Below are 26,994 nucleotides of genomic sequence, written 5' to 3'. Positions count from 1 at the left end.
TACTGTTCGAGCCATATGCTAGACATACACCTTCTGCAAGCGCATGCCAAAGTTGCAGGTAACCTCATAGTTAATAGTATCGCGCAAAAAAGCATGATCTTCTGCTGTAATGGCTTGCTCACCATCGGTACCTAAAATGGTAACCACATCACCCACTTCTACCGGGGTATTAGGTTTATAACTACGACTGTTCACGTCCACAGCAAACATGCACTGATCCATACAGATGCGACCAACCTGTTTACAGCGCTGACCTGCTACGAGCACTTCCATCCTATTAGATAGATTGCGAGAAAGACCATCTGCATACCCCAAAGGGATGGTAGCAATCTGAATATTCTGTTTTGGAATACGATAGGTTAAACCATAACTTACGCCATCACCTACCGTAGGATAACACGTGTGTGTCACACGTGCACGAACACTCATAACTGGCTTAAGGTCCATAGTACCAACCGTTGTATCTGAGGGATGCATGCCATACAAGCCAACCCCTACACGACACATCATGTGCTGCGTTTCTGTATGGAGCATGGTAGCAGGCGTATTGTTGCAATGTATAAGGCCGTACGATAAGCCCGCCTCATCAAGCGAGTGCACTGCATCCATAAAGCGTTTGTACTGCAACTCAAAGTCCCAGCCCGTAGGTTCATCTGCTGTAGCAAAATGTGTAAAAATGCCCGCGCACTCAAGACCAGCGTGAAACTCTACATTACGGCGAAATTCCAACACATCCATGGGGCGCAAACCAATACGACTCATACCCGTATCTACTGCAATATGATATTGAGCCACCTTGCCAGCAAAAGAAGCGCTTTCTCCCAGCGCATAGGCAAACTCTTCGGTATAAACCGAAGGCATGATTTCATACGCAACAAGCGTAGGAATTGCCTCTACTGGGGGCTCGGATAATAACAAAATAGGTTCGGTGATACCACCGCGACGCAGCTCTACACCTTCATCCACCGTTGCTACTGCAAACTGATCTGCTCCTGCAGCAGACATGATTTTGGCACAGGATACCGCACCATGCCCATAGGCATCTGCTTTGACCACACACATCATCTTGACACCACGTGCAATGCGCGCCCTAAATGCACGAGTGTTATAGCGCAAGGCAGATTGATCAATCTCAATCCATGACCAGCGTGTATCGGGACATGCCCTGCTAAGCAATTTGGTCATCTCCCTTAGCAGCTGCTTGTTCATCTCTATTAAAATCCATACCTTGCGGCATTGCTGCCTGAGACTCCAGCTGATCTATTGCCAAACCTAAGCTATCGATAAGATCAGAAGCCATGACGCCACGACTACCATAGCGAGCCTCTGCCATAACCGAAGCGGTACCGTGAACTTCACATGCAAATGCACACAGTAGGGGCAAATGTGTACCTTCAGGCTTGTTATGTGCCAGCTGAGCTGCAATGACTCCGCCCAACACATCACCAGAACCAGCGGTTGCTAAAGAAGCAGGACCTGGCTTAGGAAGCACGGCGGACTCTACGCCTACGCAGGCAGTCGCACTACCCTTGGCCACAATCGTAAGTTCAGAACCACCATCAGACCATACAATACGACGAGATGCTTCGAGCGCAGAAGTAAGCGAGTCTGGCGGTGTATCGGGTAAGCCCATAAGGCGACCAAGCTCACGACGATGAGGCGTAAGCACCAGTGTAGATTGACGACGGATGAGCTCAGGGAAATTATCCAAGCGATTCTCTGTCAAACGAGCTAGACAGTTAAGTGCGTCTGCATCCATAACCAGTGGCGTCTTGGCAGAAAGTAAGCCAGAGCACAAAGAGACAGTAGCTGCTGTAACACGCATACCAGGACCAACCAACACAGCATTGGCACGACTGGCAAGCTTAACAATAATGTCTACCGCATCCTCGGAAAATGATCCGGACTCTGGGTCAAAGGGACAGGGCACTACAGGAATCTCTATCAACTGTGCTTGTACGATTGCAGCAATACAGGCAGGTACTGCTAAGGTCACATAGCCAGCACCACTACGAGCTGCTGCACGTGCAGCCAAAATTGCTGCACCAGGATAGCGAGTAGAGCCAGCAACCACCAACACGCTGCCACGAGTGTACTTATCAACAGCGCTGGTGGGATTAGAAATAATATCCAAGTAGTCACTTGTCTCGGCACGCCATGCTACAGGATCGGCTTCTAAAACAAACTTCTCGGTCTTATCGTCAAGTGGAGCAATAACAATAGCGCCGCAGGCATCGCGTCCTTCATCTGCCAAAAGGCCTGGCTTAAGTGCAAGCATGGTCACGGTTACATCAGCATATACACAAGCACCAGCAGCATGACCCGTTTGAGCAGATAAACCACTGGGAACATCCACAGATACCACAGGGATACCACTCATGTTAATGGCATCAATCCAAATATCAAACGGGGCAGAAGGCACACCATGAAAGCCAGTTCCCAACATAGCATCCAGGCAGACATCGTGCCCGAAGAGCAACTCATCAAGCTCTGCACGTGGGGGTGCTATTTTTACCAGAACGCCCGCTGCAACGGCACTACGAGCCGCTACCAGTGCTAAATCAGAACGCAGCGCCTCAGGAGCAACAGGACATACAACTGTAACGTCAAAGCCCATCTTGAGCAGGTTTTCTGCTGCAACCCAACCATCTCCACCATTGTTGCCCATGCCCACAAAAATAAGCACGGAACTTACATCCTCCATGTGGGTCACTTCTGCTGCTGCAGCAGCGCCCGCACGGTGCATGAGCTCGGACACACTAATTCCCGCACGATTGAGGTTATTCTCTACACGCTTAATGTCCTCGACATTAAGAACTGGTTGCATGGACTATCACTACTCCTTGATGAGACTATTGGTTGTAATTTGCACGCGCTCGAGCTCATCTATGACGCTGCGCGCTTCTTTAAATGAAGCTGCAAGCTGCGCTTTTGAATCGGGTTTCTCGTCTTTTTTGGGACGCACCTGGTCCGTTACCGCAACCGCATTGGCTACCGCAAGCTCATGGGTAAACGATAACGAAAGAGCAACTTCGAGTACACCATTTTGTTGGGCAATTTCCAATGCCTTATTACATAGCACCGCCACCGGCTTACCATGCGCATCGTGCGAGACACTTACGTCAGACAAGCCAATACCTTGCGAGAAGCCCGTGCCCAAAGCTTTGAGCACTGCCTCACGCGCAGCAAACCTGCACGCATAATGCTGGGCAGGACGAGCCTTGGAATTGCAATACTGCTGCTCCTGCACCGTAAACATACGTTTGGCAAGATACGGACGACGCTCAAGCGCTCGTTCCATACGCGCAATCTCAAAAATATCTACGCCAACGCCGGCTAATGCCATTGTTTTGTCACCTCTACCCTACTCGACCGTTACCGATTTAGCTAGGTTACGAGGCTTATCTACATCACAGTTGCGAGCAAGCGCGACATGCCGAGCAAGCATCTGCAAGTGAACAATAGCCACGATAGGGACAAAGAACTCCTCCTCCATAGGTGGCACCCATAAAACATGATGACAGAGTGCTGCTACATCGGTATCACCATCTGTAGCTACTGCAATACATGTTGCACCACGAGCGATAACTTCCTCAATGTTGGAAACTGTCTTATCGTGTACACGATCGCGCGGCACAATGGCTACAACTGGGAAGCCCTTCTCGAGAAGCGCAATGGGACCATGCTTCATCTCACCCGCAGCATATGCCTCTGCATGAAGGTAACTGATCTCTTTAAGCTTAAGAGCACCCTCCGCTGCCGTTGTAGCATGAACGCCACGACCAAGGAACAGGCTAGAATGTGCATTTGCAAAGGCACTGGATACAACCTTGTCCTGCCAACCGCGTTTGAGCACCTCACGGATTTGATCAGGCAACTTGGCAAGCTGAGTAAACTTGGCTTGCACCTGCTCATAACTCATAGCTCCGTTGTGATGTGCCAGATACAACGCCAACAAAATGGCAGCAACCATCTGAGCGGTATAAGCCTTAGTGGAGCATACACATACTTCAGGGCCAGCCTGAATATACAACACGCCATCGCTTTCGCGCGCAGCAGTAGAACCAATCACGTTGGTAATAGCAAATACACGCGCGCCCAAATCGCGCATCTTACGAGCAGCAGATAAGGTATCTGCTGTTTCTCCAGACTGAGAAATAATGACACACAGCGTATGGTCTGTTACCAAAGCATCTTGGTAAATAAACTCAGAAGCGGTTTCTACCACCACAGGAACTTTTGCCCAAGCCTCAATAACAGTACGAGCGATAAGGCCTACGTGGTAGCTCGTACCACAAGCAATAACGTAGATACGGTCAATGGCTGCTATGTCCTCGTTGGACATTTTGAGTTCATCCAACTTAATGCCTGTAGCGGTTAGACGACCACACAATAAACGCTCTAGAGCCTCGGGCTGCTCGGCAATTTCTTTTGCCATAAAATCTGGATAGCCACCCAGTGTAGCGGCAGAAGCCTCCCAATCAATGGCATAGGTATTGGGCTTGGGAACAAGTGAACCTTCCGAAGTAATAACGCTCACGCTACCATTTTTTGAAAGTCGAGCAAGTTGTTTGTCGTCCAGCTGAATAACCTTAGAAGCTTTACCAGCCAGAGCGGACACATCAGATGCTGCATACACGCCGTCTTGTGCTTGCGCAATGATTAGCGGTGAGCGATTACGAGCCACCACCAGCTCATTGGGAGTATCTGCACACAAAACAGCTAGAGCCCAAGAACCCTCAAGACGGCCCGTTGCAATGCGCACAGCCTCCAGCAAGTCTCCTTGAGCAGGACCAGTCAAAGACTCCTCTACCAGATGGGCTACCACCTCGGAGTCTGTATCGGACGCAAAGCTATGGCCTGTGCAAAGCAACTCTTCTTTAAGGGTGCGGTAATTCTCGATAATGCCATTGTGAACAATGGCAACACGACCCGAGCAATCCAAATGGGGGTGGGAGTTTTTATCCGAAGGAGCACCATGAGTAGCCCAGCGCGTGTGAGCAATACCACTGGTGCCAAGCAGGTTTGCGGTAGAGCAGCGCTGGGCCAATACGGATACACGCCCCGCGCACTTTACTCCATGCAGGCCACCATCGTTGGACAATACCTCCACACCCGCTGAATCGTACCCACGATATTCAAGGGCAGCAAGGCCCTGCAATAAGAAAGGCGCTGCTTGCTTAGTTCCAATGTAACCAACAATTCCGCACATAGCTGTCCTAACGTCTTATGCCTTAAAGGGCTCAAGAGCTGCAATAACAAGAGCATTTGCCTCACGACAGAGCTTCTCGTCTGGGGCTTCTGCAAGCACGCGCACCAAAGGCTCTGTGCCCGATGCTCGCACCAACACACGACCATTGCCCTCGAGGAACTTCTCGGCAGCTTCTACAGCAGCCTTAACCTCAGCGGCTCCCATGGCAGCCTGTTTATCTATAACACGAATATTGTCCAACTGCTGGGGATAAAGCATGACGGGACGAACCAGCTCGGACAAGGTCTCGCGCTCCGCACGAATGACTTCCATCACACGCAGGCTAGTCATAATGCCGTCCCCCGTGTTCTCTATATCACCAAAAATAACGTGACCAGATTGCTCACCACCAAGGGAATAGCCATTGGCGCGCATGCAGGCAAAGACGTTTTTATCGCCCACATCGGTCTTCTCGTAAGCAACCTTAGCCACATCCAATGCCTTAAACAGACCAAAGTTTGACATAACAGTGGGAACAACAGTGCCGCCAGCCAAGCGACCATGCTTGTTAAGGTATTTGGCACACACATACAAAATGAGGTCACCATCTACCACGCGGCCACGATCATCCACCGCAATGCAGCGATCAGCATCTCCATCATAGGCAAAGCCCACGTCTAGACCCTGCTCTACTACATGGCGTTGAAGTACCTCAATATGAGTAGAGCCAGCATCCACATTGATATTAAAACCATTGGGTGAATTGTTAATAACGCGCACATCTGCACCAAGGGCATCAAATACGGGCTTAGCAACGCTTGAGGCGGCACCATTTGCACAGTCCAAACCAACCTTGACACCCTGAAGGGAGAAGTTAGCACTTGCAATAAGGTGGGCAATATAGCGATTACGACCTTGCATGTAGTCCACGGTACAACCAATGGCATTACCCGTAGCTAGAGGAACCTCAAACTTGTGGTCAATATAATCCTCAACCTGCTGTAAGACGTCTTCTTCCATCTTATAGCCGTCATTATTTACCAGCTTAATGCCATTATCGGTGTACGGATTATGACTAGCAGTAATCATAACGCCGCAGTCAAAATTGCCATCCACAACCTCGTAGCTTACGCCAGGTGTAGGAATAACATGCAGCATATAGGCATCGGCACCAGAAGCAACCAAGCCTGCAGTAAGAGCCGATTCAAACATATAACTGGAGCGACGAGTGTCCTTACCAATAAGTACACGAGCTTTGCGCTCCTGTTTAGCACCATAATACCAGCCAATAAAACGACCAATTTGGTAGGCGTGATCTACGTTAAGACCTTCATTGGCCTTACCCCTAAATCCATCAGTCCCAAAATACTTCATTTTGTCTCCCGTTCTTTTTGGCTTGTACTATGGTAACCCAATAAAAAAGAGGTTTGTCACTAGGACAAACCTCTTCAAAGAATCTGAAGTAAATACCAGATTAACGCTTAGAGAACTGAGGACGCTTACGAGCCTTCTTCAGACCGTACTTCTTGCGCTCAACAGCACGTGCATCACGCGTAAGGAAGCCTGCCTTCTTAAGCTCTGGGCGGTACTCACCAGCATTGAGAAGAGCGCGAGCAATACCCAAACGAAGAGCACCAGACTGACCGTTGATGCCGCCGCCATCGCAAAGAGCAATAACGTCAAAAGCATTTACGGTATCGGTGACCTTAAAAGGTGCAAGTGCGTTGTCCACAAGCTGCTGACGACCAAAATAGTCCAGAGCTTCACGACCGTTAATGGTAACCTTGCCGGTGCCGGGAACGAGGCGTACGCGAGCAACAGCCTCCTTACGACGGCCAGTGCCGGTGTATACAGCGGTAGTATCAGCCATCGGTTATGCCTCCAAATCAATCTTGGTAGGGTTCTGGGCGGTATGGGGATGCTCGGAACCAGCGTATACATGAAGCTTGCGATACTGCTGAGCACCAAGACGGGTCTTGGGGAGCATGCCCTTGATTGCGTGCTCTACCACACGCTCGGGGTGCTTCTCCATAGCCACCTTAAAAGACTCGGTCTTAAGGCCACCAAGGAAACCAGAGTAGCGCCAATAAGACTTGTGCTCTGCCTTAACGCCAGTAAGAACTACCTTATCGGCATTGATGACTACTACATAATCGCCAGTGTCGGTGTGAGGGGTGTACTGAGGCTTGTTCTTGCCACGCAGGATCATTGCAACCTGAGTAGCAAGGCGGCCCAGCGTAGCACCTTCAGCATCGACGAGCACCCAATTGCGCTCGACTTCGCCAGCCTTGGCGTAATGAGTCGACTTGTTCACTTGACTCCTCCAACATACGGATACGTAGTTGTTCCTGGACGAACAACTGCTGCTAATTCTTTTACAGAGATTACGGGGCTCTACAAAAATAGCTTTAAAAGTATACACCACACAAAAATAAAGGTCACGTCCTTCATAGGCTTTCTGAGCTAAACACGCAACAATCACGTAATTTTCACGCAGAGAAGCCCATGGCACAGACATAAGGTAGACGCTCGGTATAATAGAGCGGCTTAATACGTATAAGGAGCAGCATGATTACACTTAAGACAGTAAGCGTAGACGAGCTAGAATCCGCAGCACAGAGCTGCAATTTTATACTTCCCATAGAACAAACTGCCGTATGGGCAAGCTATCAGGCAACCATTGAAGGCCGCAGACCTTGGGGTTGTTTTATTATTCAACAAGACAACAAACCTCTTGCTTTTATTTCTCTCATTGATTTTGAAACTCATGGTTATCACTATCTGCGCTCCATGCATGGGCCCGCATGGCTTGAGCATCCCAGCCAAGAATTGGAAACAGAAGTACTAGAAACACTAGCTGAACAGCTCAAACAAACAGATAAAAACCTGGTATTTATGCGCATAGATACCTGGTATGACAACCTAGCCGTTCCTGTATTGAGTACCGTTCCCTATAATCAGACCGTCATCATCCCTCTAGAAGGCGGCGACGAAGAGATTCTTAAGCGTATGAAGAGCCGTGGTCGTCGTGATGTCCGCAAGGCACTGCGTGAGTGCCCCGCAACATGTGCGGATGAAACCAAACGCGCTTACGAGGATTTTAGTGAGTACTATGAGGTTATGGTAGATACGGGCAAGCGTGATGGTTTTGTCCCTGCACCTCTGTCTGACTACACCGACATGCTTGATGCCTTGGGCACAGACCACTGTCGTGTATTTGCTGCACGCATAGAAGATCGCGTAGTAGGATGGTCTATTGTTACCGTAAATGGACCATTTGCTGTACGCTACTATGCTGGCATGCGTTCTGAAGTTATGCGTATGCATGTTACCGATAAACTCTTGTATTCCGAGTGCTGCATGCTTGGTGCCATGGGCATCACACACTACGACCTCATGGGCATAGGAAGCGACTTTGCACCATCGCTCAAGGGTCTTAATGAATTTAAGACCAAATTTACAAATGAGATTACCCCTGTCGCGGCAGGTAGAGATGTTCCTCTACGCACTATGTATTACAAGACGCTTACCACAGCTAAAAAGATTCGTGGGGCATTACGAAAATAACAAAATACAAGCGTGTATTACTCCAGCGGAGTGTTAAGAAGCTTGGCAAGTGCCGTAATATAAATTGCAAGCGCCCGCTTAAGCGAAGATTCCTTAATTGCTTCATGAGGACCATGAATAGAACCTACCCACTCAGGTTGGTCAACACTCGAATCCTCTTCGGGACCAAAAGCTACGGCATAGGGAAAATGCTTTGCATACGTTCCGCCACCTAGAGTTACTGGCTTTTTACGCTCTCCTGTCCACTGCGCATAACTATCAAGAAGTATCTGAAGCTCGAAGCTTTGCGGGTCTACATATACATATTTGCCACGACGAACCTCTTCAAATTCCAAACCATACTGAGCACACACCTTTTGGAGTTGAGCGCAAATAGCATCCGGTGTTGTAGATTTGGGATAGCGACTATCCACGGTTTGAATCAGCTTGCCATATTGGGTATGCATAACACCACTCACAATAGTAAGCGGATCAAAAATATCATCCATTGCATCTATGCCCAAGAGTGAACCATCCCAGGCATTGTGCATAAGCTGCTGAAACTCCAACCAACTTTTCTCGGAAGGAGAGAAGATACCATTATCCAGCAGATACTGAACAAGAATGCCAATGGCACTACAGGTTCCCTCGGGCATAGCAGCATGTCCACCAATACCTTCCACAACAAGCCGCACCAAACCATCACCCTCAGAACAAACAGTAACACCATTCATGGCCGATAAACCCTTTGGAGTGGCACGAACAACTGCCTCTGCATGAGCTGCCACCGCATTACGGACTGTGCCCGCCTCAATAGATACAATGCGACCGTCTGTCTGTAAAGGAAAGGAAATCAGCGCATTATACGAGCCTTTCTCGCCACAGACAACTGGCCAAGAGGAGTCTGGGGTAAACAAAAAGTCTGGCGCCTCGTGCTTTGTTTGGTAATATCGAGCATCTGCCATACCCGTTTCTTCATTACCACCCAACAATATGCGCAAGGTATGAATTGGTGCAAACTGGGGCTGCGTAAAGAAATGTGCAACCCAAAGTGTAAGGATTGCAGGTCCTTTATCATCTAAGACACCACGACCCACCAGGTAACCTTCACGACGCTGCATGACAAAAGGGTCAGTATCCCAACCAGGCCCAGCGGGCACAACATCAAGATGTGCAATAGTAGCAATTTGCTTACGCCGACAAACACCATGACTATCGTTAGAAGTATTCGATGCTAATGAAGCAGTAGGCAGATCCGCAAATACTAAATAGCCATCACAGGAATAAGCTTCAAGTCCTAAACGCGCTGCAATATTCATACCGCAGTTGAGCGCCTGATTAACTGCCTCACCAAAGGGTTTATCGTCAGACTTAGTGGCAGGATCCTCCGTACTTGGAATAGAGACAACCTGCGCAATATCTGCAACAATCTGTTCCCAGTGTTTGTCAATAAACGCCTCCACTTCCTCATGTGTAGGCTGATTTGGAAACATGTAGGTTGTTGTATTTTGAGGCAAAGACATACTATTTCTCCAAACCAAGAAGATTCATAAGTTTTGGATACATAATTCCTGGTGTAACAGGCTCTCCAGAAGAAAGAGTGGAATACAGGTACGAAAAAATCGTATTTTTATCGTCCTGATTTTTACTGGCGAGCACAATTAAAATCAAGGTAATATCCTCATCCTGAGTAGACACAGCTGTTGTGGGACAAATCGCAAATAGCCTAAAGCTGTTAGATGGCACATGAGTCACACAATGTGGCACCGCCACTCCATTAAAAATAAGACGCTCGCCCTGGCGCTCGCGTGCTAAAGTAGCGGCAGCCTCTTCTGCAGTCATACAACTTCTTTGAACAAACACATTAAGACCTAAAGAGAGAATTTCTGTATAACTGGATTCAGTTACTGACAAGGCTACATAATTTTCCGCTGGCAACATAGTAGACAAGGTCTTCTTATATGACGCATACAGCACGCTACGCTGTAAGTAGGCAATGTCTTTATCTCGTAAAATGCCACGACAACTTAAATTCCATGGAAGTGCTTCCGCATCAGAACCAGAAAAAACTTCATCTTTAATAAGAAGATCAAAGTGCTGTGTCTGGTACTTATCCATTGCGGCAATAACACTGTCTACCGAAACAATATTGGTATCGCCAATGGCTTGCTCGAGCAAGGTACGATTTACGGTATCCAATGACTTACGAGCACTGAGTAACAAAATGCTAGTTGGTGCCACATCAGAGCGCGATGCAGTACCAATCACATACAGCGCGCACAGCTCTGGCTCTAACAGTAAACCTGGGTGCATAAGTTCAATGCGTGAACAATAGATACGCGCAAAGTCAAACTCAAAAGGATGCGCAATATGCAACTCTTCGGTCTGAGCACGAAACTCATCATCCATAATTGTGGGGAAAATAGAAGCGCGAGCGATATGGTCAAAAATTAAATTAGGTAGGTTGGCGCTCATGCCTTGAACGCCATGCTGATTAAGCAGGTCTGCAGCAAGCCCCATAAGCTCATAACGTTTATCTACCAACCACTTGTATGTCTGCACCTTCTCGTCGATAAATGATTGCAACGCACTACGATATAAACTAATAGATGCAGGCGTTTTCTGCACAAAACAGGCTGTGGCAATAGCAGCATTGATTTGTATTTTTGCCTGTACGCCAGAAAGCCAAGGCTCAAGCTTTGTATGATACTCATCTACTTCTGGGGCCAACGAGCCCAAAGCGGTAAGACCTGCATTAGCTAAAAATTCGACCTCATCCTTAATGGCTCTATTTTGAGCGCAAAGAGCAGCGAGAAGATCTACTGGTCCAAGTTTATAAAAAACCATATCCAGTCTACGACCAACGCGTGAAGTAATATGCAAAATATCCCGATAGGACATATTAAGTTTATCTATCGACTTTCGCACCGTAGATAGTGGTAATGAGGTAAGTTCCGATAGCTCTCCCACCGTAATTGAGGATGAGGTTAATATTGCCAGCAAAACTTCGGTAGTCTCATCGTAGGTATTTTGTACAAGTGTGTGTAACGCACGCTGCGAATCAACGCGCAAGCGGTAATTAAGCCCTGACTCAATTTGACCTGCGCCACATGATTCTAAAAGAGAATTCAATCGCGTAACATCACGCAATACGGTTCGACGAGAAACGCCCAGTTCATCTGCTAGCTGTTGACCAGTTGCTGGGCTTTTTTGCAAAAGCTGAATGAGCTTCTTTTCTCGACCATTTAATCTCATAGACTCTGCACGCCCTTGAGCAAACCCATAAGTCCAAGTTCAACCTTAGATTTTGGGCAGGCAATACACATACGCATAAAACGGTCATCTCCATAGGTTGCGCCGCTCATAATGCCTACGCGTCCATACTTTACGCAGGCCTGCTGCAATTGCTGTGAGCTTACACCCAGGCCAGAAATATTCATCCAGGCCAAATAGGTTCCCTGCGGAATATCAAATGCTATTTGCTTGATATTGCAATCGAGAAAGTCTTTGATAAGCTGCATATTTAAGCGGGTGTGTTCTGCCAAGCCATCAGCATAATAATCACACCTGGTATAAGCTGCCATCTGTGCGTACATACCCATAATACTTGCACTTGAGAGTGCATTGCGTTGCTTAAGCTCAACCAAAAACTCGTTACGAACGCTCTCCTCCGGAATGCATACGTACGAACCTATGAGCCCCGCCGTATTAAATGTTTTGGAACTGGAGCATGCTAGTGCAACACCAGTAGTAGCAATTTCCGTAATTGGAGTGTAGGGCGTCTCACCCAAGATGATATCGCGATGAATATCATCCGAAATAATAAAGGTGTTGGTTTGCTGAGCAACTTCCACAATATCCGTAAGCTCCTGACGTGAAAACACTTTACCAGTAGGATTATGCGGATTTGTTAACAAAAGCAGCTTTGCCTGAGGCTTCTCACAAGCCAAACGGAGTTCATTGAGATTAAACGCATAGTCATCATGTGCAGCAGGCATATACACGGGAAGAATTTCTCGATTATTTGCTTGAATAGCACCATAAAAGCCGTCATACATAGGGGTAAATGTAACCACTGCATCCCCCGGACGGGAGAACATACGAATCAGCGTTGCCACAGAATAGATAACACTTGGACTATACACAATCCAATCTTGATCTATAGTTGCGCCTCCACGGCGGTTAAACCACTGTACAATAGGCTGCTTAAAGTCATTATGATTCCAGCGAGTATAACCAAATACGGGATGCGCCAAACGTTGTTGTAATGCTTTAATTATGGGAGCTGGCACCTCAAAATCAGAATCTGAAATTGAGAAGGGCACCACATCATTAGTACCAAAGCGGTCCTCTCTGTAATCCCACTGTGTACTGTAGCTACCACGACGATCGACAAGGGCATCAAAGTCGTAAGGTGACATATCTTGCTGCATGACACAACCTTCTCAATACAAGTATGTCTAGTCATTATTAATATTAATAATGACTAGACAGCTCCCCATGATAAAATGCGCCCATGAAAAGTATCTCACAGGCGCACGGCTCATACATGCTTAAGCGTTGTTCTTCTGATCGCGCTTTTTCATCCAAGCGGACTTAAAAACAATAATGAACGCGACGTTAAGAGCAAGACCAGCAAAAAATACAAAGTAGTACTGTGGTGCAGGTGTGATAAGCCCCAGAAGAGGATCAAATACACCAATGCCAGGGGCCATACGCTGGATACCCAGCGCCATAGATAGGGCACCCGCAATACCACCAGCTAAAACATTGGCAGAAATCATGGGTAGCGGAGCTGCTAAAGCATAAGGAATTGCAGGTTCGGTTGCGGTAGTTGCGCCAACAATTAGAGCAGGCCAAGCAGCATCACGCTCTGCCTCGGTGAACAAGGCAGGCTTAATCCATGTAGCAATAGCCGCAGCTACGGGAGGAAGCAAGGTTACTACACCAACAATTCCGTACCACTCATATACACCAGAGGCTACAAGTGAGAAGGAGAAGAACCAAGCCGCCTTGTTAACAGGACCACCCATATCAAAGGCCAGCATAGCGCCAACAAGAAACGCGGCAAACAGACGTGCACTCTCTGGAACGCTTTGCAGCATGGTTACTAGGCCATTCATCATGCCAGCAGCAATAGGACCTAATACGTAGTACGTCAAAATGCCAAAGATAAGCAATGCAGTAAAAGGAATAACCAAGAATCCCATAAGGCCTTGCATGTTTTTAGGCAGCTTAATACCCTTCATGGCTTTGGCGTAGTAGCCTATCAAAAGACCAATGGCAACAGCGCCAATGAAGCCTGCATTTGCAGGTGTACCTAAAAGATCAGAGCGGTTAGCCAGATAAGAGCAGATAAATGCAGGTGCCAAAGCAGGCTTACCACCAATAGATTGAGCAATATAGCCTCCCATTACAGGAACCATAAATGAGAAACCCAATCCACCAATGGTATTAAGCACCCAGGCTAAAGATGCAACGGTACCAGCCTCCACATTGGGCTCTACATTGGGGGCACCAAACTGAGCCATAATGGAACCAATAGCCATAAGCAAGCCGCCACCAATAACAAAAGGTAAAGCAGCTGATACACCGGCCATAAGATGGGACATGAGACCACCAATAGAGGCCTCTTTAGCAACACGGCCACCCAAATCTACAACAGTGGAACGATACACATGAGCTTGTGTCTCTAGATTAGACACAATCGAATCCATATCCTTGAGTGCCTTTGATACAGGAACCTCTACGATTTTCTTACCGTCAAAACGAACGCGATCATCGTCAGTCATGCCTTTACCCAGTGCAAGAATTACATAATCAGCACTCTTGATTTGCTCTGCTGTAAGAGCATCCTCAATACCGTTTGCACCCTGTGTTTCAACATGAACCTCGTATCCCAGCGCCTCGCCCTTTGTCTTAATTGCTTCCGCAACCATGTAGGTATGAGCAATACCTGCAGGACAATTGGTTACTGCAACAATTGACTTAGACATAGGACCCCCTCTCGTTAATGCTATGGTTACCAGCTTCCTTATTGCTGGATTTACCTACTAAAACAATATTTTTACTACGCCTCACTATCTGTAAGTGCATTAGTAATAAGTTCAAAAACCTCATCCATAGAACCATCTCTAAGCACTTGAACAAACTCTTCGTGCACTAATTTTCGACTCAAAGACGACAAAAGCTTGAGGTGTGTAGCGTTCTCCCCCTGTGGAACCAATAAAGAAATCACTGTGTCCACTGGTTTATCGTCAATAGCAACCCAATTGATAGGTTTTTTGAGTTTGGCAAATAAAACTGCTGCGTTGAAAACACTCGTAGACTTAGCGTGGGGAATAGCAAGTCCTCCACCAAAGCCAGTACTTGACTCGTCTTCACGTTCAATATAGTCAGACACAATCGCCTGTACGTTGTTGGTAATTCCCAATTGCTGAGCATGTTCAGCCAGCACTTTAAAGACCTCTGACTGATTGGCTACATCCAATGTCCCCAAGATGTGGTCTTTGGAAAAGAGTGTCATGACTGTTTTTTGCCTTTCTAAAGCTGCAAACAAGTAGATAGCTCCTATGAACTCAGTATTAAATGCACGAGACAAAAAGTTAAGAATAGAATTGTCACAACTGCTGTGACAGGTTATTTCATCTGGGCTTTATTTCTAGACTATTCAAAAATTATTTTTGACCACATTCGAAGAAGCTCGAATCTAGGGATGATATTGAGTATGATATTGAGTATGATATTGAGTATGATATTTTGAGAGAGTCGATATGAAAAACTATCAGCCACCGTACTCCATCACACCCAACATGATGATGCTTGCAACTTCCATTAGCGAGAAGGTCGGCAAACTCGAAATATATCAAAGCTTACACACGCATCCTCATCTGCGTAAAAACAACCGCATTAAATCAATTCATTCCTCTTTGACCATTGAGGCTAACTCTCTTACTATTGACCAGGTTAAAGATGTTATTGCTGGCAATCTTGTCCTTGGGCCAGCGCGGGAAATTCAAGAAGTTAAGAATGCTTATGCTGCCTATGAGCTTATTAATTCCTACAACCCCTACTCATTGCACGATCTAAAAAAGGCACATAGCTTGATGGCTCAGAATCTTCAATCTGATGCTGGAAAGTTCCGTATGGGCAATGAAGGAGTTTTTAATGGTGATACCTGCATTTTTATGGCACCACAACCACACTTTGTTCCTCAACTTATGGAGCAACTATTTACTTGGATGAGTAACAATAAAGACATCGTTCACCCTCTTATTATGGCGTCCATCTTTCATTATGAATTTGTTTTTATTCATCCCTTTTCCGATGGTAATGGGCGAATTGCTCGTTTGTGGCATACCGTACTTCTCAATAATTGGAACTCTTTTTTTGAATATTTACCTCTTGAGAGCCAGATTGCTAAATTTCAAACTGAATACTATGACGCAATTGCACAATGTCATGTACACGGATCATCAGATGTATTTATTGAATTTATGCTGCAGCAAATTAATGACATCTTGCAGGAACTTCTTACACAAAGCAGCCGCATTACTACATCATTACCCAAACAGGTTTCTACCCTGCTTCAAGTGATGGAGTACGGGGTTTCTTATAGTCCCACGCAGCTTATGGAACTTGTACATGTAAAGGCAAGAAATACCTTAAGAATGAGCTATTTAAACCCCGCACTTAAACTTGGTCTTATTGCCCCAACTATTCCTGATAAGCCAAAAAGCAAAAACCAGCGCTACATTAAACAGTAACGCTGGTTTATACGCATGTGCTGTATTTAAAACCGTCAGCCCACAATCTTATAGATCATCTATGAGAGCTGTAGACTTAGCATATGCCGTAGAACGCGCTTCAAAGAAGTCCGTCTTTACCATGTTTGCACTGGAATACTGAGAAACCCATTCCATGCCCTCGGGCTCGCCAGACACATCATCAAACAACTGGCCATAGCCCAAACCGCTCCAGCGTAGATTACCTAGATAGCGAATATACTCCTCTACCATATCACCCGTCAGGCCAGGGATCTTATCGCCAATGACATAGCGACCCCAAGCAATCTCTTGACGCACACCTTCTAGCAACATTGCACGCAGCTCCTCAATGGATTGCTCATCAAATAACTGAGGTTCCTCTCGCTGAAGCTCAGAAATAATATTGCGGAATAACCACAAGTGTGTATTCTCGTCACGATTGATGTAGCGTATTTCTTGAGCACTACCAGGCATTTTTCCATTACGTGCCAAGTTATAAAAGAACATAAAGCCGGAATAAAAGTACACACCCTCAAGAATATAATTGGCCATACATACGCGCAGTAGTGCGCGGGGACTTTGCTTTGCCAAAAACTCGTTGTACAGATCTCCAATAAAGGTATTACGAGCTAACAAATGCTCATCATCGCGCCACTGATACAAAATCTCATTGCGCTTCTCGGGAGAACAAATGGTATCCAACATATACGAGTAGCTCTGCGAGTGAACACACTCTTGAAATGTTTGAATACCCAAGCATAAGTTGACCTCATTAGCCGTAATATAGCTACTTACGTTGGGGAGATTAGCACTTTGCAGACTATCGAGAAACACAAGGAAGCTGAGGATTTTATCGTAAGCGGTCCGCTCTGCCTCGGATAGCAAAGGATAATCCTTGATGTCCTGAGCAAGATTAATCTCCTCGGGAACCCAAAAGTTATTCATAGCATTGCGATACCAATTGCTTACCCATTGATAGCGCATGTTGTTAAAGTCGTTCAGATTGGTAGTATTGCCACCAATCATGCGGCGATCACGCACATCAATGTCACCCTGCGGATTAAATAGTGGCTTACGTTCCAACCTGATGTTTTTATCAACAGTCATGCTCTCTCCGATTCGTAGACTGTAGTATTCACAATTACATGCTTGTATAAAAGGGCTGCCGTCCTTGCTTTACGATGCGCAGCTCTCGCACTCCTCCACCTCTAAAGATTTGGAGCGCACATAATAAATAGTCTTTACACCGCGGGCCCAGGCATCAAGGTATAAGTCCAATACCTGGCGCATGGTGAACTCGTTGGTAATGTATAAGTTCATGGATTGAGCCTGATCTATATGACGCTGACGCACTGCTGCGGCACGAATAGACCAGTGCTGATCAATGGCATGAGCAGCCTTGTAGTACCAATACGTTGCCGGGGAAAGCTCGGGTGCAATACGTGGCAGCATCATGCCTTTTTTCTCTTCCAAGAAAAATGCTTGCATAATGGGGTCAAGACCAGCCGTTGTACCTGCGAGAATAGACGTAGAGCTTGTGGGAGCAATAGCAAGTAGATAGGCATTACGCATACCGTTAGTGGCCACCTTAGTACGAAGTTCATCCCATTGGACACCCACGTAGTTGCGCTTCTCAAAATAAGAACCCGTCTGCCAGTCAGAACCCTCAAATTTGCCATATGAACCACGCTCGGCAGCCAAATCACAAGAAGCTTCAATAGCAAAACGATTGATGTCCTCAAAGAGTTGATCCACAAACGCTAGATGTTCCTCGCTCTCCCAGCGGATAGCGCGTTTAGCCAGCATATGGTGGTAGCCACTTACTCCCAAGCCTATGGAACGATATGTACGATTAGTAATTTTGGCATACGGTAATGCATAGAAGTTAAGATCAATAACATTGTCCAATGCACGAACCACAGTATGAGTAAGCTCACGTAAGTGTTGTGTATCATCCAAATCGATGTTGCCCAAAGATAAGCTGGCCAGGTTACATACCACAAAATCACCCGGACGAACCGTAGTAACCACCACCGTATCGCCCTCGCTGGTAATAATCTCGCGCGAGACTGTCTCCATAGAAGAGGTATTTTGAGCAATCTCTGTACACAGATTAGAACAATAAATAATACCTGCCTGGGGATTGGGATTAGCTCGATTAACCGTGTCGCGCATAAAGGCAAAAGGAGTGCCCGTCTCCACTGCAGAGCGAATAATCAAACGTACAATCTCACGAATGGGCATGCTGCGCTTAGCAATACGTGAATCTGCCACACACTCCAGATAACGATGCTCCCACTCCTCACCAAAGTAGTCTTCCAACGCATAGCCCTTAATGGTGAGAATATCGTGCGGGTCCATAAGGTGCCACTCTTGAGACATATCCTCTTGAGCCAGCTTCCAAAATAGATCTGGATAGCACACAGCGGGAAATACGTCATGCGCCTTCATGCGGTCGTCACCATTATTGGTACGAATCTGCAAAAACTCTGGTAGGTCACGATGCCAGGCATCCAAATACACAGCCACTGCACCAGCGCGCATACCAAGTTGGTCTACAGCAACCGCCGTATCATTAATAACGCGAATCCAGCGGATAACCCCACCCGCAACACCGGTAAAGCCTCGAATGCTGCCGCCGGAAGCACGGACTTTGCCCAGGTACATACCCATACCACCACCAAATTTGGATACTTGAGAGAAGTTATCTATAGAACGATAAATACCCTCAAGGGAATCTGGCACGGTATCAATAAAGCAACTGGAAAGCTGATGATGAGGCTTACGGGCGTTAGAAAGCGTAGGAGTTGCCATGGTAACTTCCAGCTTACTGAGCATATTGTAAAAGTTGGCCACCCAAGACAAACGAACATCGCGCTTCTCTTTCATGGCCAGGTGCAGCGCAACCCCCAAGAACATTTCCTGTGGTGTCTCCAAAATTTCGCCCTCATGAGAGTGGATAACATAGCGACGCAACACCAAATCTAAACCAGCATAATCAAACAGCTTGTCCCTAGAATTATCCAGAAGCTTTTGTGCCTGCAAGATTTCCTCGCGACTATAGTTTTCCAGAATGTAGCCACCATACAAATTTGCATCTGTAAGCAGCTGAATCTTGTCATACAAGTTAGAAATGCCACGAGCCTCTACCGTTTGTGCAATAGCTTTATGAGCAGCAAATGCCATGATGCGCGCGGCAATGTAGCTCCACTGGGGAGCTTCACGATCACACAACTCTGCTGCCGCACGTGCAAGGGTATCCAAACGCTGAGCAATATCCATCTCTGGCTTAACTAAACCTTCAAAGCGAGAAGTCCAGATATCCAGAGGGTATATTTCCTGCTCAAAGTCCTTCTCGATATCCAGCAAGACGGGAAGTAGATCCTCATCTCCCGCAAGGCGGATAAGCTCCAAACGCTGGGAGCGCAACTCGGAACGTTTAGAACGATAGAGGATGTAGCTTTTTGCCTGTGCAAAATGACCAGCACGCATAAGCACTTCTTCAACTAAATCCTGAACAAGCTCTACCGTTGGCTCATCAGGATTTGTTGACTGTGCTACACGAGTCTCCACTTGAGCTAGCAGCTGCTTGAGCTCTGCCTGACTAACGTGCTCAGATGTAGCTGTAAAAACCTTTTGCATAGCGCGAATGATTTTTTGACCATCGTATTGCTCAGTTGCGCCGCTGCGTTTAACAATGTTCATGTAGACCTCAGACGTAGTATGAGTAGAATATATTGTGGTTGAAGCTCTATAAACATACCAGATATTGTGGTTGAGTGTGACCTAAATGTTAGAACAAAACCAACATTTATTTTTGCGGCTTTTTTAGTTTTACGTATACTTGCACATAAGCGCATAATGATGCGTAGATAATGAATAAAAACAAGATGAAACGCATCCATAAACGTAGAATATCTACGCATTTTTAGCACAACAATCGTACCGAGGTTTTTATGCACAATCCAAAACATGCAACTATACAACCAACGGCTCGCCCTTCTGCGGCACGAGATATTAAGAGGACTAGCTCCTCTGAACAAGCGATTTTTGAAAGGGCGCTCAATCATAGTAATGGACTTCTGTTTACTGCTATTTTAACTACGTTTACCCTCGTGTTTTTCTGTTTACTTTGGCGCAATCACTTTTCAACCGATTCATACCAACTTATAGATTACATTGCCCCCTATTGGCATCTCTCACTTGGTCGTTATACCAACTTTGCCATTTTTTATGCAACCGATACGTTGGGCATTAGCGTCATCCTATGCCAGCGTGCACTTATTCCTTTTTGGATCCTTGGCTGTGCAATCGCAACGTATGTGGTTACGCTCACATTTTATGGCCTCTGCAAACCCGCCACCACCAAATCCGGCGAGCTTGGTCTTAAGCTTTTGCTTGCCGTCGTATCATCTTTGAGTTGGCTTAATGTATTTCATACAGATCTTATTCTCTTCCCAGAAGTTGCTTTGCCAACCGCAGTGGGAATTGTTACCCTGGGCTTCTCGGTCAAGCTATTTTTTGCTCGTAGCATAGCTTCAAAGCTTGGATCAGTCGTTTTACTCATTATTGCACTGGGCTCATACCAGAGCTTTGTTGGTATCTATGTAACGCTTGTACTCTTTGGTAGCTTTGCTCAATACCTTGCCGAGAAAGACGATGAGGCTGCCATTAAGCGTGGCATCACTGCCTGCGTAAGTGCTGGAATTGGTGCAGTTTTTAATATTGCAGCCGTCAAAATACTACTCAGCCTAAACATTATTGGTGATTCTGGACGTGGTGCAGACCTATCGCCCTTAAACATCCTCAAGAACTTGCTTGCGCTCATTGCATATCAAGTAAAGCTGTATTGGAATGTGGATGGTCTTTTTGCCCCTGGTGCACTTTTACTTTTTATGATCGTACTTATCCTATGCGTAGTACGCATTTTACGTGGCACTTCTCGTCAGACAAAAAATTTGTTTGCTGTAACGACCGTACTATCGTATCTGGCAGCATTTGCGCCACATCTTATTGAGTCTCATATTTTTCTGACACCACGCAGCAACATAGCTGTTTGGTCATTTATTGCTGGGCTCTCATTGCTTGTGTTGGTAACTTGGCACAATGAGGACACCTTGCAAAGCAACTACCTGCTGAGCTTGCCTACCATTCTTAAGACTGCTCTCATGGCGCTTTTGATACTCACTTCCCTAACCATTCAGGACATTGTTCAGGACGTGTACATTTCCAACGAGGCTGACCGCACACAAGCTCTGGCTATTGGCGCTGCCATCCGCAACTATGAGAATCAAAGTGGTATCCAGGTCACCCAAATTGGTCTGACTGAGGATAAAAACCCAACCGGCTTCTTTTCTGAGGTACGCTATGGCAACTATGAGTTGGGTGCTAGGATTTTAACCGTTCCTTACTCGTACTACTATCTCATCAATTACATGAACGGCACGGAGCTTACCAATGTTTCTGTTCCTGCCGAAGTAAACGAACGTTACTTTAAAGACAGGGATTGGGATCGTTTTAACGTACATGAACAACTTGTATTTGAGGGCAATACCGCTTATTTATGTACCTATTAATAAACGACAGAGCAGGCTGCCTTTGTAAGCAACCTGCTCTGTTTTACATTACCTCTGATGAAGCTCTTTTGCCTCTTAATAACCGTAACGAGAAAACCACCGGTCAGTAAGCACTTCGTGATAAGAAGTGTTAGTTCACAACGCCCTTCAGACCATAGCTCTCGTGATAAACGTTATCGGGGTCATACTCTACTGAGGTAGAGAAGTCATCATCCTTAACTTCTACCGTGACTTTAACGGGAACCGTATGATCATCAAAGCGCATATTCTCGATAAAGCCAGCTTGGCCTGGTTTGGGAATAGAGGGGCGAATAGTGTACACGTATACACCCTCACGTGTGTACGGGATATCGTTAAAGTAGACATTACCCTCAAGGTCATTGCCTGCCTGCTCAATCACATTGCCCTCTGAATTCAACAGATCAAACATGAACATGTTGGGAGACAACTTCATGTTGTACAGAATAACGTGGGCGCTTACTTTACCCTTATTGGTAGGCTTGAAGTACACCTGTACAACCGGCTTTGGATAGGTAAAGGTCTCGCCCGTGGAGGTACCATCCTGAGCCACAAACTGAACTTGCGCCTCTGCCTTATCTACATCATAGAAGCCAGGTTTGGCGGTAGAGGTGGGGTTGGACAAATCGTAGTCAGTATCTGCATCGCCCACATGAGGATAGGTTTCATTAGCTGCAAGCCATTTCTTAATAGCCGCCGTAGATGTTCGCTCGTCATACGAGAAGAGATATTTAGTATCCTCGTTAACCTTATTAACAATGGTAGCCGTAATCGTACGGGTAGCACCATCATAAGCTACAGTGTAATCTACGCCGTAATTAAGCGTGCGCGTAGTACCATCCGCACCAGTTGCAACAAGCTTGTAGGAGTCGCCATACAGGCTTACGTCTTCACTTAATTGAGCAGAAATAGTGATATGTACCTCGGGATTTCTCAGGCGAATCATGAGCGAATCCAACATGTTCTTCAGCTCAGCATCACTAGTTACCGAGAAAGCAGCCTTCTCGTCACGCGTGGTAATACCCTGGGTAATAGACTGCAACACCGATCCACCTCGGCCAGAACCAATAAAGATGGAATAGAGCGAGTCAATACCTTGAATTTGGCTAAGCAACAGCTGCGTTGCTGGAAATACAACATCAACTGAATTGTTATAACCACCATAACTCGCTCCAAAATGGTTATAGGGTATTTCCGTGGGAAGACCATCCGTTACCAATAGTAAAACGTTATCTACATCGGGACTATGATCCACATAGCGCTGTGCATCCACCAAAGCACCACCTGTGTTGGTACCACCACCGGCTTGAAGATTCCTAATTGCATGTTCTGCTTGCCTATAACTTCCCTTATTGAGAACTGGTTGTACCGAATTAGCATAGGCAAGAATTGAAAACGTATTGCTAGGGTCAAAGGTACCAAGCTTATTAACCATCATGGAAAGATTGCGCTTGAGCGAACCCATTTTAGTCTCAGAGGAACCATGTAAATAGCGTTCATTCATAGAACCTGAAACATCAGTCACAATAATAAAATTCTTACGACGATACTTAGGGAAATTTGAATTATTTGCTGCTTGCGCAGATAAATAGGTGCGGTAATCATTAGGGCCTTTACGTTGAGTATCCGCATTAGGGTTACCATCACCCAAGTAGTCAATTTGTTTGGTTGTGTTAATAGCAATATCTGGCTTTGGAAGCTTAACGGGGCCTAGTTCCTCGTTATAACGGAAATGCAACTTGATAGTACCCGTATAGCTAGAGTTCGTGAACTGACCATAGCCAGGAAGATCCCAGTTACTGCCATTTCGAGTCATTGGATATGAATACTGAGATGCTCCAGAACCAAACTCCATACTTGAAAAACTAATACGAGAACTAGTATGGTCATTAGGTGTTACAAAGAAGTAGTGAGCATACCTGCGAGTTGAAATCGTATTTGCACCACGCTTAAGCTGCAAGCTTGATGTATTATCCACTTCTGGGATAAAACCGTTGACATTTCGAGATATGCTCTGCCTGCGTGTAAAGAACTTAAAATCATAGGAAAAGCCACTGCTGTCGACTATGTTTTTTGATTGATCAGACAACTCATCGTAGTTGTCTATCACAACCTCGACATTCAACGTAGAACCTGCGCGAGCAAATGCTTGCTGAACCGGCACAATACCAGCCAATCCTGCCACAACTGCAAGGACACATACAGCTACAAGTTTTAAAACGACCGGATACACGGAGCGACGGCTAAACATCAGGAATCCTCCTCCTTGAGTTGGGAGATGGCATTGTTGGCGGCATCAATGGATGTCTTACGTACTTCTTCATCCACACGCTCCAGCAAGCTAATGCGCGCCTTATGCTGCAAAGAAATATTGGCAGGCTTAGTGGTATTCTCGTCAGGATTATAGGCAGCCTGCAGGCAGTTGGTATCGTGTGCTAAGGAAGCTTGAGCATCATCTTCCAACAACCAGTTAAGAAGATTCAGCTCGCGTGCGCCGACTTCAGGCAAAATAGACGCAGAATAACGTGGATAAAATACTGCGGGGTTATCGTCAGAAGGCCCTGGAATAGTTATAAATGCGCAGTTAGCACCCTGCTTTGTAAGTTCCATTGCCTCTTGTGAGCTACCAATAAACCCAGCAAGCTTACCATCTTTAAACGAGTTTAGAACCTCTTCACGGGATGGAAGCGAAGTAACCTCAGGAGCGATAGTTGTATCATCTGCAGTGGTAGCTTCCCACAGATAGAGCTCACTTATGTAACGCTGAGTTGCAACAGACCAGTCCAAATCACCTTGGTCAAGCGAATCCGTAAGATATACCAACGATGCAATGGTGTTGTCGGAAGCAGCCCACATGCCTACACCCTGAGGGAAGAGTTCGGGATAAGTATGACCAACTGCCACCACCCCCTCACTCGTCTGGGGGATAATGGCCTCTGCCTTGCTAAAGGCATCAGGATTATAAATAAATGCACTTACATTACCTACTAGAGGAATGCTGGCTACACCCCAAAACTCAGGTGCATAAGCAGAAGAGTCACCAGCCTTGATGGCTTCTTTTTTAGCATCTTCGGCTTTTTGAACTTCCAGAGCCTGGTCTTCTTCCTTACTTTTTACGGTGCCATTTTTGAGGTCTTCATCAGAAGGAATACCACCCGCGGCTTCGATTGCTTTCATCGTAGCCTCTGCACCATCGGGTTCGTCATAGTTAAGCGAGGACTCTCCCTTGGTTATTCCCTTATCATATGAGGAGCTTGTCTCTTCCGCATCGGAGGCAGCATCTGTAGAAGCTGCAGCATCAGCAGCATCCTCGATAGGCTTAAGCGCAGTGGAGTAAGGCATAACCATAAAGCGGTGATAGTTTTTAGCTGCTACCTCTTTAAGATCACCTAAATTGTCTGTAGTACCTAAACCGTCATTAATGGAATTAGGCCAAATGCACAGCGTAGCGCCCTCACGCTTCATAACATCTGCAAGAGTAGTGCTGGTAAGTTCTTCATCTGGAACCGTACGTACGTGTACCACACTTAAATGTGTAAAACCATACTTAAGCGACACCGGAAACATGGCACCACCCAAAGACTGAGGCACCACAATGGTTACGGCATTAAAGAAGGAAAAAGCAACAAGCGCCGCAACCACAACGGCTACGGACGCGGCAACTATTTCTTTTATGTGACGGTTGCGCTGTTGCTCGTATTGCTTGCGATAGGCACCCATACTTGCATTGCGCTGGGTAGGAGCACTCATGCAATAGTCCATCCATCAGGAAGCTTACCTGCATTAAAGCCTGTAACTGCACCGTCGGTAAAGGTATAGTGACCAGAATAAGACGATGCAGGAACCGAGGGAGACCAAACAACATTGTCGTTGGGCTCGCCATATGTATCATCAAAGTCTGTTTGTGCCGCAAAATCAATCTTCTTTAAGCCAAAAAGTTTAAGGAAGTGGGTATCGCAGCTTCCATGAAGGACAATACGTGCCTTATAATGACGCTTATTCTCGGAACGCGTATCCTCAGTGAAGTAAAGTTCACCCTTGTCAGTAAAACCGTTAGCACCCAATGTTTGTATGATGCACTTAGAAAAATCGCTGCCCGGCTGCTCGCTATAACGAACCGTATCCTGATAAGTCAAACGATCCTGTGCTACCAGCTGGCAAACGCCGTTTAGGCGGCTGTGTGCCATAAGTACTACGCTAGCATCCATAGCAAGACCCACAAAAAAGATCATAACCACAAGAGCAGCAGCAAACATTACCAGCACGTCACCACGCTCATCTTGAGCCTGGGCTGCTGTTTTATGTACGCCTAGTCGGCGCAAATTTTGCAATCCAAACTTCATTAGTAGCTCCGCCTCTGCTGGCCAATAATTTGGTCGTAATCTACCGTACGCTCCATCGCATGCTCGGTAACAAAGAACCCAACCAGGGGTTTTACCTGGTAGCTAATCGTTGCATGAGCATGCATATGACGTGTGTACTGAGTAGCATCTTGCGCCTTTTTATCGTAATTAGGCACATTAAATGTACTACTCGTACTTGTAAGTATTACATGTGCATCGGTGACAGCAATCTTAGACGCATCCATCCCGAACCAGCTAGAATCCGTAACGGCTTTCTTAAACACCGTATCTACGCCACTGCTCAGCTCGGTAGGAGCTTGATCTGCATAGTCGCCCGCGTCTTTATACTCATCTTTAACGTAACCCCAGTTAGCATGGCTGCAGGCATAGTCAAAACTTACATGCTGATAACCCACCCAACCTAGCTCAATGGTGGCAAAGATGAGGAGTACAAACAAAGGAAAGACTAGGGCAAACTCTAATACAGCCTGACCATCTTCACGACGAGTTTGCCGAGAAGCTCTGCGAAGGAGCGCTGCGAATTTTTGCATGGT

21 protein-coding genes are annotated in these 26,994 nt (G+C 46.3%); 3 read left to right on the top strand and 18 right to left on the bottom strand.

Going from position 1 to position 26,994, the window contains the following annotated elements:
* Positions 1 to 18 precede the first annotated feature (18 nt).
* The 7 genes from alr to rplM all read right to left on the bottom strand — a co-directional run bounded on the left by alr (position 19) and on the right by rplM (position 7,505).
* A complete protein-coding gene (gene alr / locus G469_RS0102975; protein WP_028263778.1) occupies positions 19 to 1,185 on the bottom strand; it encodes an alanine racemase in 1,167 nt (388 codons plus the stop codon).
* Complete coding sequence (locus tag G469_RS0102970) at positions 1,169 to 2,827, bottom strand: bifunctional ADP-dependent NAD(P)H-hydrate dehydratase/NAD(P)H-hydrate epimerase (protein ID WP_028263777.1); 1,659 nt, start codon at positions 2,825 to 2,827, stop codon at positions 1,169 to 1,171. Before G469_RS0102970 ends, alr begins: the two co-directional genes overlap by 17 nt.
* A 9-nt stretch (positions 2,828 to 2,836) precedes the next feature.
* Positions 2,837 to 3,346, bottom strand: a complete 510-nt coding sequence (gene acpS / locus G469_RS0102965; protein WP_028263776.1) for a holo-ACP synthase — start codon at positions 3,344 to 3,346, stop codon at positions 2,837 to 2,839.
* A gap of 18 nt (positions 3,347 to 3,364) precedes the next feature.
* Entirely contained in the window at positions 3,365 to 5,212 is a 1,848-nt protein-coding gene (gene glmS, locus G469_RS0102960) for a glutamine--fructose-6-phosphate transaminase (isomerizing) (protein WP_028263775.1), read from the bottom strand.
* A gap of 15 nt (positions 5,213 to 5,227) precedes the next feature.
* Complete coding sequence (gene glmM, locus G469_RS0102955; protein WP_028263774.1) at positions 5,228 to 6,565, bottom strand: phosphoglucosamine mutase; 1,338 nt, start codon at positions 6,563 to 6,565, stop codon at positions 5,228 to 5,230.
* 100 nt (positions 6,566 to 6,665) lie between these two features.
* On the bottom strand, positions 6,666 to 7,061 hold the full coding sequence (gene rpsI, locus G469_RS0102950) for a 30S ribosomal protein S9 (RefSeq protein ID WP_028263773.1): 396 nt from the start codon (positions 7,059 to 7,061) through the stop codon (positions 6,666 to 6,668).
* A 3-nt stretch (positions 7,062 to 7,064) separates the two neighbouring features.
* Positions 7,065 to 7,505 carry a 50S ribosomal protein L13 gene (gene rplM, locus G469_RS0102945; protein WP_028263772.1) on the bottom strand — a complete coding sequence of 147 codons (441 nt, stop codon included), beginning with the start codon at positions 7,503 to 7,505 and terminating at the stop codon, positions 7,065 to 7,067.
* 254 nt (positions 7,506 to 7,759) lie between these two features.
* On the opposite strand from rplM, the gene G469_RS0102940 reads away from it, so the two are divergent.
* On the top strand, positions 7,760 to 8,758 hold the full coding sequence (locus tag G469_RS0102940) for a lipid II:glycine glycyltransferase FemX (RefSeq protein WP_028263771.1): 999 nt from the start codon (positions 7,760 to 7,762) through the stop codon (positions 8,756 to 8,758).
* 17 nt (positions 8,759 to 8,775) lie between these two features.
* On the opposite strand, the gene G469_RS0102935 is transcribed toward G469_RS0102940, so the two are convergent.
* From G469_RS0102935 to G469_RS0102915, 5 genes are all read right to left on the bottom strand, one after another.
* Complete coding sequence (locus tag G469_RS0102935) at positions 8,776 to 10,260, bottom strand: Sapep family Mn(2+)-dependent dipeptidase (RefSeq protein WP_051353730.1); 1,485 nt, start codon at positions 10,258 to 10,260, stop codon at positions 8,776 to 8,778.
* 1 nt (position 10,261) lies between these two features.
* On the bottom strand, positions 10,262 to 11,992 hold the full coding sequence (locus tag G469_RS0102930; protein WP_028263769.1) for an HTH domain-containing protein: 1,731 nt from the start codon (positions 11,990 to 11,992) through the stop codon (positions 10,262 to 10,264).
* The gene (locus G469_RS0102925) at positions 11,989 to 13,170 is read right to left on the bottom strand and encodes a MalY/PatB family protein (protein ID WP_211225398.1); all 1,182 of its coding nucleotides are present in this window, start codon (positions 13,168 to 13,170) and stop codon (positions 11,989 to 11,991) included. The genes G469_RS0102930 and G469_RS0102925 overlap by 4 nt, the downstream gene beginning before the upstream one ends.
* A 120-nt stretch (positions 13,171 to 13,290) precedes the next feature.
* Positions 13,291 to 14,733: a fructose-specific PTS transporter subunit EIIC gene (locus G469_RS0102920; protein WP_028263767.1), complete on the bottom strand. Its 1,443-nt coding sequence runs from the start codon at positions 14,731 to 14,733 to the stop codon at positions 13,291 to 13,293.
* A 74-nt stretch (positions 14,734 to 14,807) separates the two neighbouring features.
* Positions 14,808 to 15,263 (bottom strand): PTS fructose transporter subunit IIA, encoded by a 456-nt coding sequence (locus G469_RS0102915; RefSeq protein WP_028263766.1) that lies wholly within the window; start codon positions 15,261 to 15,263, stop codon positions 14,808 to 14,810.
* Between the two features lie 247 nt (positions 15,264 to 15,510).
* Here G469_RS0102915 and G469_RS0102910 point away from each other — a divergent pair, with 247 nt between their 5' ends.
* Positions 15,511 to 16,503 (top strand): Fic family protein, encoded by a 993-nt coding sequence (locus G469_RS0102910; RefSeq protein ID WP_028263765.1) that lies wholly within the window; start codon positions 15,511 to 15,513, stop codon positions 16,501 to 16,503.
* 48 nt (positions 16,504 to 16,551) lie between these two features.
* Here G469_RS0102910 and G469_RS0102905 read toward each other — a convergent pair whose 3' ends face one another.
* Entirely contained in the window at positions 16,552 to 17,610 is a 1,059-nt protein-coding gene (locus G469_RS0102905) for a ribonucleotide-diphosphate reductase subunit beta (RefSeq protein WP_028263764.1), read from the bottom strand.
* A gap of 69 nt (positions 17,611 to 17,679) precedes the next feature.
* Positions 17,680 to 20,208 carry a ribonucleoside-diphosphate reductase subunit alpha gene (locus G469_RS0102900; RefSeq protein WP_028263763.1) on the bottom strand — a complete coding sequence of 843 codons (2,529 nt, stop codon included), beginning with the start codon at positions 20,206 to 20,208 and terminating at the stop codon, positions 17,680 to 17,682.
* A gap of 251 nt (positions 20,209 to 20,459) precedes the next feature.
* Between G469_RS0102900 and G469_RS0102895 the strand changes: the two genes are divergently transcribed.
* Entirely contained in the window at positions 20,460 to 22,079 is a 1,620-nt protein-coding gene (locus G469_RS0102895) for a glucosyltransferase domain-containing protein (protein ID WP_028263762.1), read from the top strand.
* A 130-nt stretch (positions 22,080 to 22,209) separates the two neighbouring features.
* On the opposite strand, the gene G469_RS0102890 is transcribed toward G469_RS0102895, so the two are convergent.
* Genes G469_RS0102890 through G469_RS0102875 form a run of 4 tightly spaced genes read right to left on the bottom strand, consistent with a single transcriptional unit; the run spans position 22,210 to position 26,991 of the window.
* Entirely contained in the window at positions 22,210 to 24,348 is a 2,139-nt protein-coding gene (locus G469_RS0102890; RefSeq protein ID WP_028263761.1) for a DUF7604 domain-containing protein, read from the bottom strand.
* The gene (locus tag G469_RS0102885) at positions 24,348 to 25,847 is read right to left on the bottom strand and encodes an extracellular solute-binding protein (RefSeq protein WP_028263760.1); all 1,500 of its coding nucleotides are present in this window, start codon (positions 25,845 to 25,847) and stop codon (positions 24,348 to 24,350) included. The genes G469_RS0102890 and G469_RS0102885 overlap by 1 nt, the downstream gene beginning before the upstream one ends.
* A complete protein-coding gene (locus tag G469_RS0102880) occupies positions 25,844 to 26,440 on the bottom strand; it encodes a TadE/TadG family type IV pilus assembly protein (protein ID WP_028263759.1) in 597 nt (198 codons plus the stop codon). The genes G469_RS0102885 and G469_RS0102880 overlap by 4 nt, the downstream gene beginning before the upstream one ends.
* Positions 26,440 to 26,991: a TadE/TadG family type IV pilus assembly protein gene (locus G469_RS0102875; protein WP_028263758.1), complete on the bottom strand. Its 552-nt coding sequence runs from the start codon at positions 26,989 to 26,991 to the stop codon at positions 26,440 to 26,442. The genes G469_RS0102880 and G469_RS0102875 overlap by 1 nt, the downstream gene beginning before the upstream one ends.
* Positions 26,992 to 26,994 lie beyond the last annotated feature (3 nt).

Origin of the sequence: Atopobium fossor DSM 15642 (genome assembly GCF_000483125.1) — a bacterium.
In the GTDB taxonomy this organism is placed as follows: domain Bacteria; phylum Actinomycetota; class Coriobacteriia; order Coriobacteriales; family Atopobiaceae; genus Atopobium; species Atopobium fossor.
The sequence above is the reverse complement of the archived record's forward strand: the minus strand, read 5'-3'. Positions and strand labels throughout refer to the sequence as shown.

Bases quoted from the DNA above. Each gene is read 5' to 3' on its own strand.
- acpS (WP_028263776.1), bottom strand. From the start codon at position 3,346: ATGGCATTAGCCGGCGTTGGCGTAGATATTTTTGAGATTGCGCGTATG.
- G469_RS0102880 (WP_028263759.1), bottom strand. From the start codon at position 26,440: ATGAAGTTTGGATTGCAAAATTTGCGCCGACTAGGCGTACATAAAACA.
- G469_RS0102920 (WP_028263767.1), bottom strand. From the start codon at position 14,733: ATGTCTAAGTCAATTGTTGCAGTAACCAATTGTCCTGCAGGTATTGCT.
- G469_RS0102935 (WP_051353730.1), bottom strand. From the start codon at position 10,260: ATGTCTTTGCCTCAAAATACAACAACCTACATGTTTCCAAATCAGCCT.
- G469_RS0102905 (WP_028263764.1), bottom strand. From the start codon at position 17,610: ATGACTGTTGATAAAAACATCAGGTTGGAACGTAAGCCACTATTTAAT.
- G469_RS0102900 (WP_028263763.1), bottom strand. From the start codon at position 20,208: ATGAACATTGTTAAACGCAGCGGCGCAACTGAGCAATACGATGGTCAA.
- G469_RS0102910 (WP_028263765.1), top strand. From the start codon at position 15,511: ATGAAAAACTATCAGCCACCGTACTCCATCACACCCAACATGATGATG.
- alr (WP_028263778.1), bottom strand. From the start codon at position 1,185: ATGACCAAATTGCTTAGCAGGGCATGTCCCGATACACGCTGGTCATGG.
- G469_RS0102885 (WP_028263760.1), bottom strand. From the start codon at position 25,847: ATGAGTGCTCCTACCCAGCGCAATGCAAGTATGGGTGCCTATCGCAAG.
- G469_RS0102940 (WP_028263771.1), top strand. From the start codon at position 7,760: ATGATTACACTTAAGACAGTAAGCGTAGACGAGCTAGAATCCGCAGCA.
- G469_RS0102930 (WP_028263769.1), bottom strand. From the start codon at position 11,992: ATGAGATTAAATGGTCGAGAAAAGAAGCTCATTCAGCTTTTGCAAAAA.
- G469_RS0102890 (WP_028263761.1), bottom strand. From the start codon at position 24,348: ATGTTTAGCCGTCGCTCCGTGTATCCGGTCGTTTTAAAACTTGTAGCT.
- G469_RS0102925 (WP_211225398.1), bottom strand. From the start codon at position 13,170: ATGCAGCAAGATATGTCACCTTACGACTTTGATGCCCTTGTCGATCGT.
- glmS (WP_028263775.1), bottom strand. From the start codon at position 5,212: ATGTGCGGAATTGTTGGTTACATTGGAACTAAGCAAGCAGCGCCTTTC.
- G469_RS0102915 (WP_028263766.1), bottom strand. From the start codon at position 15,263: ATGACACTCTTTTCCAAAGACCACATCTTGGGGACATTGGATGTAGCC.
- G469_RS0102875 (WP_028263758.1), bottom strand. From the start codon at position 26,991: ATGCAAAAATTCGCAGCGCTCCTTCGCAGAGCTTCTCGGCAAACTCGT.
- G469_RS0102970 (WP_028263777.1), bottom strand. From the start codon at position 2,827: ATGCAACCAGTTCTTAATGTCGAGGACATTAAGCGTGTAGAGAATAAC.
- G469_RS0102895 (WP_028263762.1), top strand. From the start codon at position 20,460: ATGCACAATCCAAAACATGCAACTATACAACCAACGGCTCGCCCTTCT.
- rpsI (WP_028263773.1), bottom strand. From the start codon at position 7,061: ATGGCTGATACTACCGCTGTATACACCGGCACTGGCCGTCGTAAGGAG.
- glmM (WP_028263774.1), bottom strand. From the start codon at position 6,565: ATGAAGTATTTTGGGACTGATGGATTTAGGGGTAAGGCCAATGAAGGT.